This is a genomic window from Pseudonocardia hierapolitana (assembly GCF_007994075.1).
GTDB classification, from domain to species: domain Bacteria; phylum Actinomycetota; class Actinomycetes; order Mycobacteriales; family Pseudonocardiaceae; genus Pseudonocardia; species Pseudonocardia hierapolitana.
The window spans coordinates 2869325-2884721 of sequence record NZ_VIWU01000001.1 but is presented as its reverse complement, the minus strand read 5'-3'; the positions used below and the strand labels follow the sequence as shown (position 1 = coordinate 2884721).

At 72.8% G+C, this 15397-nt stretch carries 18 protein-coding genes and 1 pseudogene; 9 read left to right on the top strand and 10 right to left on the bottom strand.

What is annotated here, in order from left to right; translation table 11 throughout:
* Positions 1–381: 381 nt before the first annotated feature.
* Positions 382–1119, bottom strand: coding sequence for a DUF4386 family protein (locus FHX44_RS42135; RefSeq protein ID WP_170308899.1), 738 nt, complete (start codon positions 1117–1119; stop codon positions 382–384).
* A gap of 439 nt (positions 1120–1558) precedes the next feature.
* Here FHX44_RS42135 and FHX44_RS13785 point away from each other — a divergent pair, with 439 nt between their 5' ends.
* Positions 1559–2008 (top strand): acetyltransferase, encoded by a 450-nt coding sequence (locus tag FHX44_RS13785; RefSeq protein ID WP_246170360.1) that lies wholly within the window; start codon positions 1559–1561, stop codon positions 2006–2008.
* Positions 2009–2079: 71 nt separating this feature from the next.
* On the opposite strand, the gene FHX44_RS13780 is transcribed toward FHX44_RS13785, so the two are convergent.
* Positions 2080–2334: a hypothetical protein gene (locus tag FHX44_RS13780; RefSeq protein WP_147256177.1), complete on the bottom strand. Its 255-nt coding sequence runs from the start codon at positions 2332–2334 to the stop codon at positions 2080–2082.
* 237 nt (positions 2335–2571) lie between these two features.
* Here FHX44_RS13780 and FHX44_RS13775 point away from each other — a divergent pair, with 237 nt between their 5' ends.
* Complete coding sequence (locus tag FHX44_RS13775) at positions 2572–3447, top strand: helix-turn-helix domain-containing protein (RefSeq protein ID WP_170308898.1); 876 nt, start codon at positions 2572–2574, stop codon at positions 3445–3447.
* Positions 3444–3638 carry a DUF397 domain-containing protein gene (locus FHX44_RS13770; RefSeq protein WP_147256175.1) on the top strand — a complete coding sequence of 65 codons (195 nt, stop codon included), beginning with the start codon at positions 3444–3446 and terminating at the stop codon, positions 3636–3638. Before FHX44_RS13775 ends, FHX44_RS13770 begins: the two co-directional genes overlap by 4 nt.
* Positions 3639–3652: 14 nt before the next feature.
* Here FHX44_RS13770 and FHX44_RS13765 read toward each other — a convergent pair whose 3' ends face one another.
* Positions 3653–4267: a TetR/AcrR family transcriptional regulator gene (locus FHX44_RS13765; RefSeq protein ID WP_246170359.1), complete on the bottom strand. Its 615-nt coding sequence runs from the start codon at positions 4265–4267 to the stop codon at positions 3653–3655.
* Positions 4268–4315: 48 nt separating this feature from the next.
* Here FHX44_RS13765 and FHX44_RS13760 point away from each other — a divergent pair, with 48 nt between their 5' ends.
* Together FHX44_RS13760 and FHX44_RS13755 are read left to right on the top strand one after the other, a co-directional pair.
* On the top strand, positions 4316–4747 hold the full coding sequence (locus tag FHX44_RS13760) for a nuclear transport factor 2 family protein (RefSeq protein ID WP_147256173.1): 432 nt from the start codon (positions 4316–4318) through the stop codon (positions 4745–4747).
* Positions 4744–5622: an alpha/beta fold hydrolase gene (locus FHX44_RS13755; protein ID WP_212612464.1), complete on the top strand. Its 879-nt coding sequence runs from the start codon at positions 4744–4746 to the stop codon at positions 5620–5622. The genes FHX44_RS13760 and FHX44_RS13755 overlap by 4 nt, the downstream gene beginning before the upstream one ends.
* A 35-nt stretch (positions 5623–5657) precedes the next feature.
* Here the strand turns inward: FHX44_RS13755 and FHX44_RS13750 are convergent, their stop codons facing one another.
* The 5 genes from FHX44_RS13750 to FHX44_RS13730 form a co-directional block, all read right to left on the bottom strand.
* Positions 5658–6221, bottom strand: coding sequence for a GNAT family N-acetyltransferase (locus FHX44_RS13750; RefSeq protein ID WP_147256172.1), 564 nt, complete (start codon positions 6219–6221; stop codon positions 5658–5660).
* A gap of 31 nt (positions 6222–6252) precedes the next feature.
* The gene (locus tag FHX44_RS13745) at positions 6253–6891 is read right to left on the bottom strand and encodes a LysE family translocator (RefSeq protein ID WP_147256171.1); all 639 of its coding nucleotides are present in this window, start codon (positions 6889–6891) and stop codon (positions 6253–6255) included.
* Between the two features lie 83 nt (positions 6892–6974).
* Positions 6975–7640, bottom strand: coding sequence for a maleylpyruvate isomerase family mycothiol-dependent enzyme (locus FHX44_RS13740; protein WP_147256170.1), 666 nt, complete (start codon positions 7638–7640; stop codon positions 6975–6977).
* A complete protein-coding gene (locus tag FHX44_RS13735) occupies positions 7637–8527 on the bottom strand; it encodes an aminoglycoside phosphotransferase family protein (RefSeq protein WP_147256169.1) in 891 nt (296 codons plus the stop codon). Before FHX44_RS13735 ends, FHX44_RS13740 begins: the two co-directional genes overlap by 4 nt.
* 200 nt (positions 8528–8727) lie before the next feature.
* Positions 8728–9360, bottom strand: a complete 633-nt coding sequence (locus FHX44_RS13730) for a TetR/AcrR family transcriptional regulator (RefSeq protein WP_147256168.1) — start codon at positions 9358–9360, stop codon at positions 8728–8730.
* A 73-nt stretch (positions 9361–9433) separates the two neighbouring features.
* Between FHX44_RS13730 and FHX44_RS13725 the strand changes: the two genes are divergently transcribed.
* Positions 9434–10195 carry an alpha/beta fold hydrolase gene (locus tag FHX44_RS13725; RefSeq protein ID WP_147256167.1) on the top strand — a complete coding sequence of 254 codons (762 nt, stop codon included), beginning with the start codon at positions 9434–9436 and terminating at the stop codon, positions 10193–10195.
* On the opposite strand, the gene FHX44_RS13720 is transcribed toward FHX44_RS13725, so the two are convergent.
* Both FHX44_RS13720 and FHX44_RS13715 read right to left on the bottom strand, forming a co-directional pair.
* Positions 10192–10980 carry an SDR family NAD(P)-dependent oxidoreductase gene (locus FHX44_RS13720; protein ID WP_147256165.1) on the bottom strand — a complete coding sequence of 263 codons (789 nt, stop codon included), beginning with the start codon at positions 10978–10980 and terminating at the stop codon, positions 10192–10194. The two genes, FHX44_RS13725 and FHX44_RS13720, sit on opposite strands and share 4 nt — an antisense overlap.
* Positions 10981–11061: 81 nt before the next feature.
* Positions 11062–11493, bottom strand: a complete 432-nt coding sequence (locus FHX44_RS13715; protein WP_147256163.1) for a hypothetical protein — start codon at positions 11491–11493, stop codon at positions 11062–11064.
* Positions 11494–11620: 127 nt separating this feature from the next.
* Between FHX44_RS13715 and FHX44_RS13710 the strand changes: the two genes are divergently transcribed.
* The 3 genes and pseudogenes from FHX44_RS13710 to FHX44_RS44190 form a co-directional block, all read left to right on the top strand.
* Positions 11621–11821, top strand: a complete 201-nt coding sequence (locus FHX44_RS13710; protein ID WP_147256162.1) for a MerR family transcriptional regulator — start codon at positions 11621–11623, stop codon at positions 11819–11821.
* A 142-nt stretch (positions 11822–11963) separates the two neighbouring features.
* Positions 11964–14678 (top strand): helix-turn-helix transcriptional regulator, encoded by a 2715-nt coding sequence (locus tag FHX44_RS13705; RefSeq protein ID WP_147256160.1) that lies wholly within the window; start codon positions 11964–11966, stop codon positions 14676–14678.
* 100 nt (positions 14679–14778) lie between these two features.
* Positions 14779–15390: pseudogene (locus FHX44_RS44190) on the top strand (aminotransferase class I/II-fold pyridoxal phosphate-dependent enzyme); the annotation flags it as partial.
* Positions 15391–15397: the final 7 nt, after the last annotated feature.

The window sequence follows — 15397 nt, the reverse complement described above, 5'->3', positions numbered from 1 at the left end:
GCAAGAGCGGTCGGCTTCTCGTCGGCTACCTGGTGAGAACCTTCTATCCGGCTTCAAGCCGCCCCCGACCGGGGCGGGCCGGACTGCGCCGGACGGCATGCGCGGCCGCTACCTCACGCTCCGCTCCCGGGCGGCCGCGTGCCTGTGGGCTGCCGGCCATGCCGGCAAGGGAAAGCTGAGCGACGTCGGGTAGTGGTCATCCCCGCTGGCCGCAGATCGTCTTAGTGTGCCCGTGCGGCGTCAACCCCGCTGCGCGCCCCGATCCCGCCCGCTGGTGACGACGTGCTACCCGGCCACGCTCCGACCGGCCAACGCCTGACTCCAGCCCCGAACCCGGTAGCGCGCGGAACGAGAACCCCCAGCCTGGGACCGGCCGCCGGGCTAGGTGCTAGCCGCGCGGGTGCCCGGCTCTCGGGCTCGGCGGCTGACGAGCAGGCCGACGCCGAAGACGAGGACGACGAGCTGGAGGGCGATGCCTATCGCGTCCTGGAAGCCGCTCTCCAGCCCCTGGTAGCCGATCGAGAACCCTATGGCGAGGGAGAGCAGGCCGCCGACCACCAGGAGCATGCCGAGCCAGCTCGGGACGAGGCGGCTCACGACAGCCGCTGCGCCCAAGAGCAGGAAGGCGATGCCGAGCAGGACCCGGAAGTAGCCCTGGAGGCCCCACTCGATCCAGCGAACGGTTTCGGCATCGGCGTAGCGAGTTGCCTTTTCGGCCCCCGACGCGGCGGCCCAAGCGTCTACTGCCTGCTTGAGCGTGATGCCATCCACCGCTTGGAGAGCGGTCCACGCCGCGCCGCTCGCGGTGATCGCGCCAGCGGCCAGCAGCGCGAGGTAGGGCGTCTCCCGTCGCAGGGCGCGGCAGAGCACCAGCAACCCGGCAAGGGCCACGAGCACGAGTACGAACTCTGCGAAGTGAGTAGCGACCCAGACGTCACTGACCGCGTACTCGGCGAAGATCGCCTCGTGATCGTCTTCCGCTCCGGTCGGGTGCAAGAGCATTCTCTGGATCGCGTTCACGACGAAGCCCACAAGCAGTAGTACGCCGCTGAGGGCCAGCACACCGCGGTCTGCCGAAGTTCCGCTCCCGCGAGGTTCTTCACGACGGCTGGCGCTCATCGCCGCGATCCCTTCACCGCTGCAGACGATCTGGCGTTCACGATCCCGGCGTGACAGCGGGTTGACAACCCGACGCCCCGAGCCCTCGGAGTCGCCGCCCTCCGCCAGCCGTTGCAGTGGAAGGAGGGTACTGCTGTAGACGAGGCGAGGCAGCCCGTGCCCGGCCCGGAGGCCCGGCCCCCCTTGACGCGGCCACCGCGATGAGCTGAACGGCCAGCACGGGGGGAGGGGAGGCGAAAGGCCCCAACAACAAGCCAACAACGAGCGCCGGTCAGCAGCGCTGACTGCGACCTCTGGCAGGACGCGACCGCTGGTCAGGGCCGCTGCCTGGTCGAACAGCCCCTCCGGCACGCCCGCGGCGCCGTGGCCGGCTACCCAGCCCTCACTCGGTACCTGAGCCTGATCCAAACGGGCTCGACGGCCCTGCCACGCTGTCTCCGTGAGCGACGCGACCTTGGCACTACGCGCTGCCACCGAGAGCGACTGGCCCGACCTCGTCCGGATCTGGCGCCGCGCTGTGGAAGCGACGCACAGCTTCCTGGCCCCCTCCGACATCGACGAGATCGAGACCCAGGTCCGCACGACAGTCCTCCCGTCGTTGACCGTCACCGTCGCCCAGCGGGCGAGGAGCGGCTCCGTCGGTTGGATCGGCGTGCACGACACCCAGGTCGAGGCACTGTTCGTGGACCCCACAGCACATCGACAAGGGGTCGGAAGGGCGCTGCTCGACGCGGCCACCGCTGCCATGCCACACGTCACGCTGGACGTGAACGAGCAGAACCCGTCAGCGGTCGGCTTCTACAAGCGCCACGGCTTCGTAGAGATCGGACGGTCCGAGCGTGACGGCGAGGGGCGCCCGTTCCCACTCGTCCACATGCGGAGGGGCTGACCCGGGCTCCGCCCGGACCCGCCACCGGGCGACGACAGTCGATCCCGACTACTGCGCCAGACTCCGCGGGTTCAGCGTGCGATCCCCCGCGGGCCCACCGCACGATGCGCGTCGGCGCCTCGCCGCGATACCCCCGGCCTGCCTGGCCTCGGGCCGGCAGCCGGGGAAACGGCCGACAGCAGGGCGAGTTCACGCTCCTGCACCTCCCGCCTTGCGGCGGCGATGCGCCGCCAGGCGGCGCGGCGGGCGTGTGCGTCGATGAGGCCGATCAGCACGGCGAGGCCGACGAGGATGGTCAGGCCACCGAGGACGATCGCAAGGTTCATTGCTGGCCCCCGTTCGGGTCGGACGACACGCGCCGGCCGGTTGTCGCCTTTGGGTGTCGCAGGTGTAGTTTGCGGGCTGGGCCTTGCCGCCGCAACTCGACGGCTGGGATTCCCAAACAGTGCACCCGACCAGCCGATCCCGGGAGAGCCCGTTGCAGTTGAGCGCACCCGTTCGGCCCCTTCCCCACGGTGACGGTCGCGAGGACCATCGCGCTCCTCGCCGGCCGGGAGGCTCACGTGCCGTCGTCTGAGGGTCCGCTGCTGCACCGCCGCAGGCTCGGGGCCGAGCTGCGGCGCCTGCGTGGGGAGCGCACCCTCGAGGAGGTCGCCGAGGCGACGCTGATCAGCACGTCGAAGCTGAGTCGGCTGGAGAACGGGCAGGGCGTTCCGCAGCCGCGCGACATCCGCGACCTCGTGAACTTCTACCGTCTCGACGCGCAGATCGCCGAGCGTCTGCGTCGTTGGGCGAGCGCCGGACGCAGCCAGGCGTGGTGGCGGGAGTACTCCGATGCCCTGTTCACGGGCCTCGCCACATATGTGGACTACGAGTCCGGTGCATCGACGATCCGCAGCTTCGCTGCCGCGGTCGTGCCACCCCTGCTGCAGACCGAGGCGTACGCCGTCGAGCTCTACAGGGTGCTTCCGGCCATCAAGACCGACGAGTCCGCGCGCAGGGTGCTGGAGGTTCGGGCGAGGCGCCAGCACTTGCTCGTGGAATCCGACGACGCCCCACAGCTGATCTTCGTGCTCGACGAATCGGTGCTGCGGCGGCCGTTCGGCTCGCCCGACGACGTCCGCGAACAGCTCGACCACCTGCATTCCGTTTCGCGTCAGCGGAACGTGTCGCTGCGGGTCGTGCCGTTCAGCGGTGGCCTGCACGCCGGTCTCGTCGGGCTGTTCACGATCCTCCAGTACGCCGACGACCGCGACCGCGATGTCGTGGCCGTCGAGTCGCACACCGGCGAGCGCATCCTCGAACAGCCGTCGAACGTCCTGGAGTACCTCCGGATCTTCGACGCGATCACGCGCAAGGCGCTCGACCATGACGAATCCCGCGCACTCATCGCCGAGATCCGGGATCGAACCACCCACTCCCCGAAGGGCACGCCGTGATCTCGCACGACCGTTTCCGCAAGAGCAGCTTCTCCGGTGCCGGCGGCTGCGTGGAGGCTCGCCTCCTCCCCGACGGCCGCGTCGCCCTGCGCGACAGCAAGGACCTGAGCGTTCCCCCGAACCACTTCAGCCCGACTGCCTGGGAGGCGTTCCTGGCCGGGATCCGGGCCGGCGAGTTCGATCTGGGTTGATCGTGCGCGAGTGATCAGCCGCGCGCGCGGAGGCCATCGGCGATGACGTCGGTGGCCGTCTCGAGCAGTTCGCGCAGCCCCGCCTCGTCCCGGCGCAGTGAGTCGGGACGCCAGGCGAGGCTGATGATGCCGTTCCACGCCGCCCACAGGACGGTCGCGGTCCGGTCCGGGTCGACGGCGCGCAGCTCGCCCGTCGCGATGCCCCGTCTGATCGCGTCGACGAGCCGCTGGTTCTGCTCGTCGACGGAGCGGGCCAGCCGCTCGGACAGCTCCTGCCCTGCTGCGTACCGGCCCGGCGGGTCGGGGAAGGCGAGCATGCGGAAGTGGTCGGGGTGCGCCAGGTAGAAGGCGAGGTACTGCTCGGCCGCTGCGTGGATCTGTTCGACCGGTGAGTCGGTGGACCGGTACGCCCGGTCCATGAAGTCGCGGTCTGTCGCGAGCGCGCGTTCGACGAGGGCGGCGTGCAGGCCGGCCTTGGAACCGAAGTGGTTGTAGATCGACCCGACCGCCACGCCTGCCGACTCGGCGATCTCCTCCACGGTCACGTCCTCGACGGATCGCTCCCGGAAGAGCGCCTCGGCCGCGTGCAGCAGCGCGGCCGTGGTCCGTTCCTTGCGCTGATCGGCCACGTCTCGACCTTCTCTTGTAACCGTTGCAAAAACTGGTACCGTCCGATCATGGCCGATTGGCCGAGCGTGCACCAGCAGGTGGTCGACCGCTTCGCGAAGGGTTGGGACCGCCCCGATCCCCATGCCTGGGACGAGCTGCTCGCCGAGGACGCGGAGCTCGTCCAGCCACTGTTGTGCTCCGGCCGGGGGCGGGCCGTCTGGCAGGAGGAGGCGCGTCGGCTGCTCCGGCTCGCGCCCGACCTGCGTGGCGACGTGCTGGGGTGGGCCGGGCACGACGACGTCGTGTTCATCGACGTGCGGCTCAGCGCGACGGTGGGCGGCAAGCCGCTGACCTTCCGCAGCTTCGACAAGCTGCTGATCGGCCCGGACGGGTGCGTCCTGCGCCGCGAGGCCTTCTTCGACCCGTCTCCGGTCGCGCTCGCGCTGCTCCTGCGCCCGAAGGCGTGGCTCCGGGCGGCCCGGCTCCTCCTGCGCCGGTGACCCGGGAGACCTGGCGGGACCCCCGGCTGGGCCCCGCGCGCGAGGTGCGACTGCCGGCCGGCCCGATCCGTTACCACGAGGTGGGGCACGCGCCGGTGCTCGTCTTCGTCCACGGCTACCTGGTCAACGCCAACATCTGGCGCAAGCTGGTGCCGCTCCTCGCCGACGGGTATCGCTGCGTCGCGGTCGACTGGCCGCTGGGCTCGCACCCGGTGCCGATGGCGCCCGGGGCGGATCTGTCGCCGCCGGGAATCGCACAGCTCATCGGCGACTTCCTCGACGTGCTCGCCCTGGACGACGTCACGCTGATCGGCAACGACTCCGGTGGGGCATACGCCCAGGTCGCCGCCGCCGACCGTCCCGAGCGGGTCGCCCGGCTCGTCCTGAACTCCTGCGAGACGCCGGACTGCTCGTGGCCACCGGGGCCGGGCGGGTTCGGGCTGCTCAAGGCCGCCGCGCGCCACCCGGCCGCGCACCGGTTGCTCTACCAGCCGTTGCGGCTGCCCCTGACGTGGCGGCTGCCGAACACGTACGGCTGGCTCGCCAAGCGCCCGATCGATGCGCAGGTGATGCGCAGCTACGTGCGGCCGGTGCTGACCCGCCCGGCCATCAGGAACGACGGGCGCAACGCGATCGGCGCCGTCTCGCCGCACTTCACGAGGGCCGCGGCCGAGCGGCTGCGGCGGTCGTTCGACAAGCCGGTGCTGCTCGCGTGGGCTGCGGAGGACCGCGTCTTCCCGCTCGACCACGCCGAGCGGTACGCCGCCGCCCTCGGCGCCGAGCTGCGCACGATCGCCGACGCGTACACGTACACGGCCGAGGACCAGCCGGAGCGCACCGCCCGGACGATCGGGGAGTGGCTCGCGACAGCCTGACGGCCACCGGGTCCGCCGCTGGACCTCCTGCCAGATCAGCGGCGCACCAATACGGATGCATCCGGCCAGGCGATGCGGCACATGGTCGGGGCGCCCTCGAGACGGGACGGCACGCCACCGGGCGGGGGGACGGGCGCTTCCTCCACGTGGGCGCCGCCTCGGGCCCGGTAGAACTCCCGCGCCGTCGTGTTCTGCTCGAGCACCCAGAGGTAGGTGGCCGGGGTGGCGGCGCGCTCGAGGACGCCCTGAGCGGCGTGGGCGAGGAGGGCGGTGCCGAGGCCGGTCCGTTGATGGGGAAGCGCGACGTGCAGGTTGTCGACGAGGCTTCCCCATTCGGCGTCCTCGTCTAGGACGATGTGGACGAAGCCGGCGAGGTCGCTGCCGTCCTCGGCCAGCACCGTGATGCTGCCGGCCGGCTCGGCCAGGCGCGCCGACCAGACCGCCCGGCGGTCGGCGAGGACGTCCCCGTCGAGGTAGGCGTCGGCATAGGCACCGCGGTAGTGCCGCTGCCAGCTCGCAGCGTGCAACGCCGCCACCCGCTCGGCGTCACCTGCGTGTGCGGACCGGAAGTGGATCGCCGCCGGCTCGTTCTCGGCCATGGCGCAGCACGCTAGCCGCGCGTTTGTCCACCTAGTCCTTCCGCCCCGTCACCGCCACCGTGACGCCGAGCCCGATCATCGAGAGCCCGCCGATGCGGCCGACCGCGGCGAGCCGGCGTGGCGAGCGGGCGAACCAGTCCCGGGCGACGGACGCCCCCATGCCCCACACGCTGTCCGACGCGAGGGCGATGACGTTGAAGACCAGGCCGAGCAACAGCATCTGCCCGGTCACGTGTCCCTGTGCCGGATCGACGAACTGCGGCAGCACCGCGGCGAAGAACACGATCGTCTTGGGGTTCGTCACGCCGACGACGAAGCCTTCCCGCAGCGTGCGGAGGCTGCCGTGCGCGGCTCCGCCGTCGGTGGCCGGGTCAGGCAGCGTCCCTCGCTGCCGCCACGTCCTGACCCCGAGGTACACCAGGTATGCAGCGCCGGCCAACTTGAGCACCGTGAAGGCGACGGCCGAGCTCGCCACGAGGGCCCCGACCCCGAACGCCACCGCCACGACGAGCACGTAGGCGCCGGCGGCGTTGCCCACGACCGAGCTGAGCGCGGCGCGGCGGCCATGGGCGAGGGCCCGGCCGACCGTGAACAGCACGCTGGGGCCGGGCACCACGATGAGCAGGAACGACATCGCCGCGAAGGCGAGCAGCCGGTCGGGGGACACCATGCCTCCATGCCAGCACGTTCCAGGCTCCAGCGGCACCCCTGACGGCGGTGAAGCAGTTTCCCGCTCCAGGGCGACGCCGTTGCTCAGCAGCGGGCACGCAGTGTGTCGACTCCCTCCCCGGCCAGCTCGTCGCAGTACGCCCGCCGACCCGTCATCGCCATCACCAGCGCCAGCGTGCGGCCGGTCACGAGCGGGCCGGAGCCGGTGGTGAACGGACCGTCGGTCGCCTGGAGGCGGAGCCCGCGCACCCGGCGCCGGGCGAGAACGACCTGGTCGGAGCCGGCGTAGTAACGCGCGACGCGCGTGAGGACGTTCAACGGGTGGTCGCGCGTGATGCCCGAGGGCCGCCGGATGTCCTCGCCGTGCACGACGACCTCCCCGAGCAGCGCGAGCACCGGGAGCGGTGGAGACGTCGTGCTGTCGACGACCCGTTCGAACCGCGCGAGGGTCTCCGCAGGCGAGGATCCGAGCTGCTCGGCCAGGCGCATCGCGACCTGGCGGTCGAAGTCGAACCGGCAGCGGATCACGCCCGCCAGCCAGCGGAACCCGTTCAGGCTGCCGGCCGCGGTCACGTGCGCGACGACCTCGCGCACGCTGAGACCGGCGCACAGGGACGGGGCCGACCAGTGCTCGTCCCCGAGATGCGCGAGGTCGGCGGCCAATGCCGCGCGCTCTGCGTGGACGAGTGGCCAGATCTCACTCGATGTCCTCGACACGGGAGTGGGTCGCGGCGGGCGGCCCGGGTTCATCGGCCGTTTCGGTGTTCGGCGAGCACCTCCTTCGCCACCCGCGCCGACTCGTCCGCGACCCACGGCCCCGCGTACGGGTTGTCGATCGTGATCAGGGCCTTCCACAGCGCCCAGCCGCGGGCGCGGGCCCACATCGCGTCGTCGGCCGGCATCAGGCGGCGGAACTCGGCGCGGCTCTCCCCGTCGAAGAGCGTCCAGGCGATCACGAGGTCGCAGGCCGGGTCGCCGACGCCGGAGGTGCCGAAGTCGATCACGGCGCTGAGGTCGCCCCGTTCGTCGAGGAGGAGGTTGCCGGAGGCGATGTCGCCGTGGAACCACACGGGTGGCCCGGCCCAGGTGGCCGCGAGCGCGGCCGTCCAGAGACTCATGGCGGCGGCGCCGTCGATCCGCGACCCGAGCGCGGCGATCGCCTCGTGCGTCTCGGCGTCGTAGACGCGCAGGGAACCGCCGCGGTGGAAGCAGTGCGCGCCAGCCGCAGGTCCACCGGACGCGTCGATGCCCTGCAGTGCGACGAGGAAGCCCGCGAGGTCGCGGGCGAAGGCGACGAGGTCGCTGATCCGTTCCCGGGAGCTCGGGCGCCCGTCGATCCAGCGCCGGACCGACCACGGCCACGGGTAGCCGCCCCCTGGCGCGCCGAGGGCCAGCGGGACGGGGATCGGGAGTGGCAGCTGCGGCGCCAGCCGCGGGAGCCAGGTGTGTTCCTTCTCCACGCTCGGCACGTACGCCGCGGCGCTGGGCAGGCGTACGGACATCGCGTCGCCGAGGCGGAACGTGCGGTTGTCCCAACCCGGCTGGTCGACGGGGACGACCGGCAGCCCCGCCCACTCCGGGAACTGCGCGGCCACGAGCTGTTCCGCAAGGGCTGTGTCGATCGCGTCGCGGTGCATCGCGGGCCATCCTGGCCGCCCGGGGAGCGGGCGCGCGACCGGATTGCACAGACCCGGCACAGCGTCACGAGAGGCCGCAGACAGGAAGATCGGGCAGATTCGTCGGTGCCGGACATGCCGCACCCGGAGCTGGGGGGCTCGGGACGCGGCCCGGGAAGGGACCCGCCGGGAGAGACGGGGGCACCGGCGGGTCCCTGCCGCTACCCCCGGGGCGCGGCGTAGGCGGCCAGGAACACGCGCACCGCCTCGTCGGCGTAGTACTCCAGCTTGTCGGCCGGTTCCTCGACACCCGAGAACATCGCCCGGTTCATCGGGATCGACAGGATCAGCCAGTTGAAGTGCTCCGCCGCGAGCAGCGGGTCGGGTACGTGCAGCAGCCCGCGCTCCGCGAGCGCGCTGAACCAGTCCGCGAACGTGGCGTGCGCGCGTTCGGGACCCCGCGCGTACCAGGTGGCGGCCAGTTCCGGGAACCGGTCCGCCTCCCCGATGAGGATGCGCCGCATCCGCACCAGGTGCGGCTGCATGACCTCGACGACGTGCCTGCGGGCGAACTCGCGGAGGTCCCGCTCCAGGTCTCGGGTCCGGGGCAACGCGTCCACCAGGGACTGCGTGAGCGCCTCGGTCTCCGAGATGTCACCCGTGATGATCGCGGTGAACAGGCGTTCCTTGTCCACGAAGTGCTTGTAGACCGTCTGCTTCGACACCGCGGCGCGGGCGGCCACGTCGTCCATGCTCGTGCCCGCGTACCCGTTGCGCAGGAACAGCTCGCGGGCGGCGTCCAGGATCGCCTGGCGCTTGCGGGCCGAGCGTCCGAGCTCGGCTGTCTCCGTCACGCCGAAACCATACTGGACGGCTCAGTACTCGGCCCAGTACTGTACCGTCCAGTACTAGCGCGGGGAGGACGAGATGAGGGTGACGTCGAGCGACGGAACCGCGATCGCCTACGAGCGCGCCGGTGCCGGTCCGGCGCTCGTGCTGGTCGATCCGGCACTCGGCTACCGCGGGTTCGACAACGTCCGAGGCCTCGGGGAGCGGCTCAGCGCCGACTTCACGGTGTACGGCTACGAGCGCCGCGGCCGCGGGGACAGCGGCGACACCCCGCCCTACGCGGTCGAGCGCGAGGTCGAGGACCTCGCCGCCGTCATCGCCGAAGCAGGCGGGCGGGCCTGCGTCTACGGCTTCTCATCGGGGGCGCTGCTCGCTCTGCAGGCCGCGGCCGCGGGCGTCCCGATCCGGAAGCTGGTGCTGATGGAACCGCCGATCGGCACCGACGACGACCCGGCCGACGCCGCGTTCACCGCCGAGATGACCGAGCTCGTGGCCACCGGCCGTCGCAGGGAGGCCGTGGAGCGTTTCCTGGCAGGCGTCGGCGTCCCGGCCGAGGTGCTCGCCGGGATGGCGCCGTCGATGCCGGCGCTCGACGCCGTCGCGCACACGATCGTCTACGACTGCCTGATCTCCGACGCGACCACGACCGACCTGCTGGCGAAGGTGCCCACACCCACCCTGGTCCTCGACAGCCAGGGCAGTGGCGACGACCTGACGGGCTGGGCCGCGAGCGTCGCCGCAGCCCTGCCCGACGCCCGGCACCGCAGCCTGCCGGGTGGATGGCACGGCGTGCCGGTCGAGGTCCTCGCACCCGTCGTGGCGGAGTTCTGCCGCTCCTAGCTGGGGAACATGCCGCTGGTGACGTTCACGAACGTGCCGGTGATCGCCCCGGCACCGTCCGACGCCAGGAACGCGGCCGTTGCGGAGAGCTGGGCGAGGGTGGGGGAGCGGCGGGTCATCCGCATCCCGTCCAGGTGCTGGAGGAGACCCTGGAATGCCGCGTCGTCCATCGCGGGCCCGCCGGTGACCGCGGCGAGCTTCTCCGGGGAGAGCGTCTCCGGGAGCCCAGCCGTCCAGATCCCGACGACGCGGACGCCCCTCGGCCCGATCTCCGCGGCCAGGTTCCGGACGAGCGTGTCGGTGGCCGCGTCGGCCGGGCCGGTGCCGCCCATCATCGGGCTGCCGACCGCGGAGCCGCTGTCCAGCGCGAGGATGACCCCCGAGCCCTGCTCCACCATGTGCCGGGCGGCCGCCCGTGTCGAGATGAAGTTCGCGGTGGCCCGCGTGACGATCGGGCGGCTGAAGTCGGCCGTGGTCATGTCGATCAGCGGGATCCCCTGGACGTCTCCCGCTCCGACCAGGTTGAACGAGATGTCGATGCTGCCCGCCGTCTCCACGACCGAGCGGGCGTGGTCGTCGACGGCCTGCTCGTCGAGTGCGTCGAGCACGGAGACGTCGGCCCGCCCGCCCGCCCCGGTGATCTCCTTCGCGACCCGCTCCAGGCTCTCCCGGGTGCGTCCCACGAGGAAGACGCGGGCGCCCTCCCGGGCGAACCCGGCGGCGACGGCCGACCCGATCGACCCTCCGGCCCCGTAGACGACGGCGTTGCGGTTCTCCAGCAGCATGATGCGGTCCCTTCGGTTCGTGATGAGCGGAACGCTAGGGATCGGCGCGCGTCCGGGAATCCGCATCGGCATCAGTACTCGTCACGCCGGTGGCTGCGTGCCGGGGAGCCAACCCTGGCCGTCGCAGGTCTCGCACTTCCGCAACTGGGTGAGCGTTCCTGCGCCGGCCACGCCCAGGTACGCGCGCCCGCAGCAGGTGGCGCCGTGACCCGAGCAGCCCGGGCAGACGGTCCGGCCCGACTGCAGGATCCCGATCACGCGCCGGGCGCTCTCCTCGTCGGGGGCCTGCCCGTACGCGAAGCCGCCACCGGGCACCTCGGCCTGCCAGAACACGCCCTCGCTGCCCCACGGCGTGCGGGGTCCGCGGCGGCGGTCGACGCCCAGGTAGCGGGGCCACGCGGTGCGGCCCGGCGGCTCGGCGCACGGAGGCTCGGCGCTACGGGTGTGCACCCAGGCGGCCTTCGGCCGGTCCTCGTCGTACCTGATCGACTCCCCGCAGTACTCGCAGTCCATACCGCTCCTCCTTGAGACCGTCAATCCCGCCAAGCCCGACAATACACTGGATGCCGCCAGTCCCGTCTAGCCCGCCATAGCCGTCAGCACCCCTCAATCCCGTCTGACCAGGGCTTACGTTGGCGGGGTGAACGACGAGCCGCGCCTGGTGCCAACGTCGGTCCTCGCGCGTGTGCTCGGGCTCTCCGATCGGACGATCCAGCGATACCGCCAGCTCGGAGTGCTGAAGCCGGACGTGGTGTCGCCCGGCGGGCACGCGAGGTGGAACGTCGAGAAGGTGCGCCAGAAGCTGCGGGAGCTCGCCGAGCAGGGCCGCGACGAAGCGTGACCCCGCGCAAGGTCGGTGCGAGCAGCACGAGGCCGCTCCACCGGCGACACGGGCGTGCTTCTCGCAGGAGCTGATACGCGAGCCGGCCGCCGCGGTGCGCTTCCCGGAATGATCTGAGGGCCGTCAGGGCTAGGGTGCGGGCATGCTGCGGGGGCGGCGCGCCGAGCAGGAGCGCATCGACGCCCTCCTGGCCGCGGCGCGAGACGGGATCAGCGGCGCGCTGGTGGTCAGGGGAGAGCCGGGGATCGGCAAGACGGCCCTGCTGGAGCACGCGGCACAGCGGGCCGAGGGCATGCGGCTGCTGCACGGCTCCGGGATCGAGTCCGAGGCCGAGCTGCCCTTCGCCGGCCTGCACCTGCTCCTGCGCCCCGCCGCCGACGCGCTCGAGGCGCTCCCCGGCCCGCAGGGTCGGGCACTCGCCGGTGTGTTCGGCCTCGGAGAGGCGGGCGGTGGCGACCGGTTCCTGATCGGCGCCGCCGTGCTGTCCCTGCTGGCCCACCTGGCCGAGGAACGGCCCCTGCTGTGCCTCGTGGACGACGCCCAGTGGCTGGACCGGCCGTCGGCGGAGGCGCTGCTGTTCGCCGCGCGGCGGCTGGACCGCGAGGGTGTGGTCGTGCTCTTCGCGGTGCGCGAGCACTCCGGCGAGTTCGCGCCGGCCGGTGTCCCCGAGCTCCCGCTCGCCGGGCTCGACCCGGACAGCGCCGGGGAGCTGCTCGACGACCTCGGCGCGGCGCTGCCGGTCGACCAGCGGGAACGGCTCATCGCCGAGACCCACGGCAACCCGCTCGCGCTGCGGGAGCTGCCCCCGTTGATCGCGGCGCGGGGCGCCCACCTCGGCGTGATCCCGCTGACGAGCCGCGTGCTCGACGCCTTCCACCACCAGGTCAGGGCGCTCCCGGCGGCGAGCGGGCAGATGCTGCTCGTCGCCGCGGCCGACGACACCGGGGACGTGCCCACCCTCCTGCGGGCGGCAGGCGGCCTCGCTCTCGGCGTCGCGGACCTGCAGCCGGCCGAGACCAGCGGGCTCGTGTCCGTCACGGCCGAGGGGCTGGCGTTCCGGCACCCCCTGATCCGCGCGGCCGTCTACCACGGCGCCCCGCTGGCCCAGCGGGTCGCGGTGCACGCCGCGCTCGCGGAGGCGCACGCCGACGACGCCGACCGGCGGGCATGGCACCTCGCGCTGGCCGCCACCGGCGCGGACGAGCGGGTGGCCGCCGACCTCGAACGCGCGGCGGATCGCGCGCAGGCCCGCGGTGGCCACGGTGCCGCTGCCGTCACCTTCGAGCGCGCGGCGGCGTTGAGCGCCGACCGGGACGCCGCGACGCGGCGGATCGTGCTGGCCTGCGAGGCAGGCGTGCACGGCGGCCGGTCGGAGTGGGCACGGGGCCGGGCGGAGCGCGCCGCCCGGGACGTCGCGGATCCGATCGTCCTCGCCCGGCTGGCGGCGGTGCGGGCGAGCGCCGACTTCGCGCAGGGGGAGCTGCGCCGCGCGCACGGGCTGCTCACCGACGCCGCGCTGCGGATCGCGGCGGACGACCCCGAGCGCGCGTTCTGGATGCTCATGCAGGCGCTGCACGCGGCGTGGGCGGCGCCCACCGACGAGGAGCTGATCGCCGCGACCGTCGACCGGTTCGACGCACCGGGCCTCGATCCCGAGGGCCCGCTGATGGGTGTGGCGTGGCTCGCGAGGTGGGCCACCGCGCTCGTGCTGGACCGTGATCCGGCCGGCTTCCCGGCCCTGGACACCGTGCTCTCCCGCGCCCGGGAAGCGGGTGCGGCGGCTGGTCCGCGCGCCCTCCTGGAGGTGGCCAGCCGGGCGTTCGTCGCGGCACGCGACGAGGAGTGCGCCGACATCGCGACCACGCTCGTGACGCGGGCGCGCGAGCGCGGCACGGTGCACGCGTTGCCGGGCGGGCTGGGCATCGCCACCCTCGCGCAGGTCGTGCTCGGTCGCCACCGCGAGGCGTGGATCAGCGGCACCGAGGCCATGGCGATCGCCAGGGACACCGGCCAGCCGCTCTGGACGAGCTACGCCGCGGGCGCTCTGGCCTATTTGGCGGCGGTGGAGGGGAACGAGCAGCGGTGCCGCGAGCACGCCGAGCTCGCGGCTCTCGGCGGCGGCACGTCCGCGAGCGCGATGTCGGGAGTGGCGTGGGCGGAGGCGGGGCTGGCGCTGCTCGACCTCGGGAGCGGCCGCGTCCAGGGCTGCCTCGACCGGCTGCAGGCGATGGCGCACGGCCCGAGCCGGCATCTCGCCGCGGTCGTCCGGAGCGTGCCGACCGAGATCGAGGCCGCCGTCCGCTTGGGCCGGCCCGCCGACGCGGTGGAGCCGCTGGAGCTGTTCACCCGCTGGGCCGCCATCCTGCGGCGGCCGTGGATCGACGCGCTGCTCGCCCGGTGCCATGCCCTGACGGCGCCGGACACCGATGCCGAACAGCACTTCGAGCGTGCGCTGGCCCTGCACACCACCGCGAGCAGGCCGTTCGAGCACGCGCGCACCGCGCTGCTCTACGGCGAGTGGCTGCGGCGGGCCAAGCGCAAGACCGACGCCCGCGTGCAGCTCGCGGCCGCACTCGCGGCGTTCGAGGAGATCGGGTCGCAGCCGTGGGCGGCGCGGGCACGGGCGGAGCTGGGCGCGTCCGGGGCGCGCACGCCGCAGGCAGCGCCGTCGCCTGCCTTCGGCGGGCTCACGCCCCAGGAGCTGCAGATCACCCAGCTCGCCGCGCAGGGGCTGTCCAACCGCGACATCGCCGCGCAGCTCATCCTCAGCCCGCGCACGGTGGCCTACCACCTCTACAAGGCCTATCCGAAGCTCGGGATCAGCTCCAGGGTAGAGCTCGCGCATCTCGCACGCTGAACTGTATGAGGCCTCCGAAGGAGGCTTGCGGGCCGCCGCCGTCTTGCGGGGGAGGCGCGCAGGGAGCGAGGAACGAGCGACCGAGCACCGGAGGAGCAAGATGGTGGCTAGAGGGCCCGCAAGCCCGCCGGAGCGAAGCGGAGGCAATCGAGCACAGCTGACCCGCACCAGCGCGAAGGCAGGCCTCTTCACGGAGTCGGTGATCCGGGAGACGTTCCGGCTGGCCGCCCAGCACGGCGCGATCAACCTGGGGCAGGGCTACCCCGACTTCCCGTGCCCGCAGGAGCTCAAGGACGCGGCGTGCGCCGCGATCCTCGCCGACGACAACCAGTACCCGATGACGTTCGGCACGCCCCCGCTGCGCGCGGCCATCTCCGAGAAGACCGCGCGGACCTACCCGGGCTGGACGATCGACCCCGAGACGGAGCTGTGCGTGACCTGCGGGGCCACCGAGGCGCTGGTGGCGGTGGCGTTCGCGCTGCTCGACCCCGGGGACGAGGTGGTCATGTTCGAGCCGTGGTACGAGAACTACCAGCCGGACGCCATCCTCGCCGGTGCCGTGCCGCGCACCGTGCGGGTGCACGCGCCCGATTGGACCTTCGACGAAGCCGAGCTGCGCGCGGCGTTCGGCCCGCGCACGAAGGCGGTGTTCCTCTGCCACCCCAACAACCCGACCGGCAAGGTCTACTCGGCCGAGGAACTCGCGCTGCTGGCGGAGC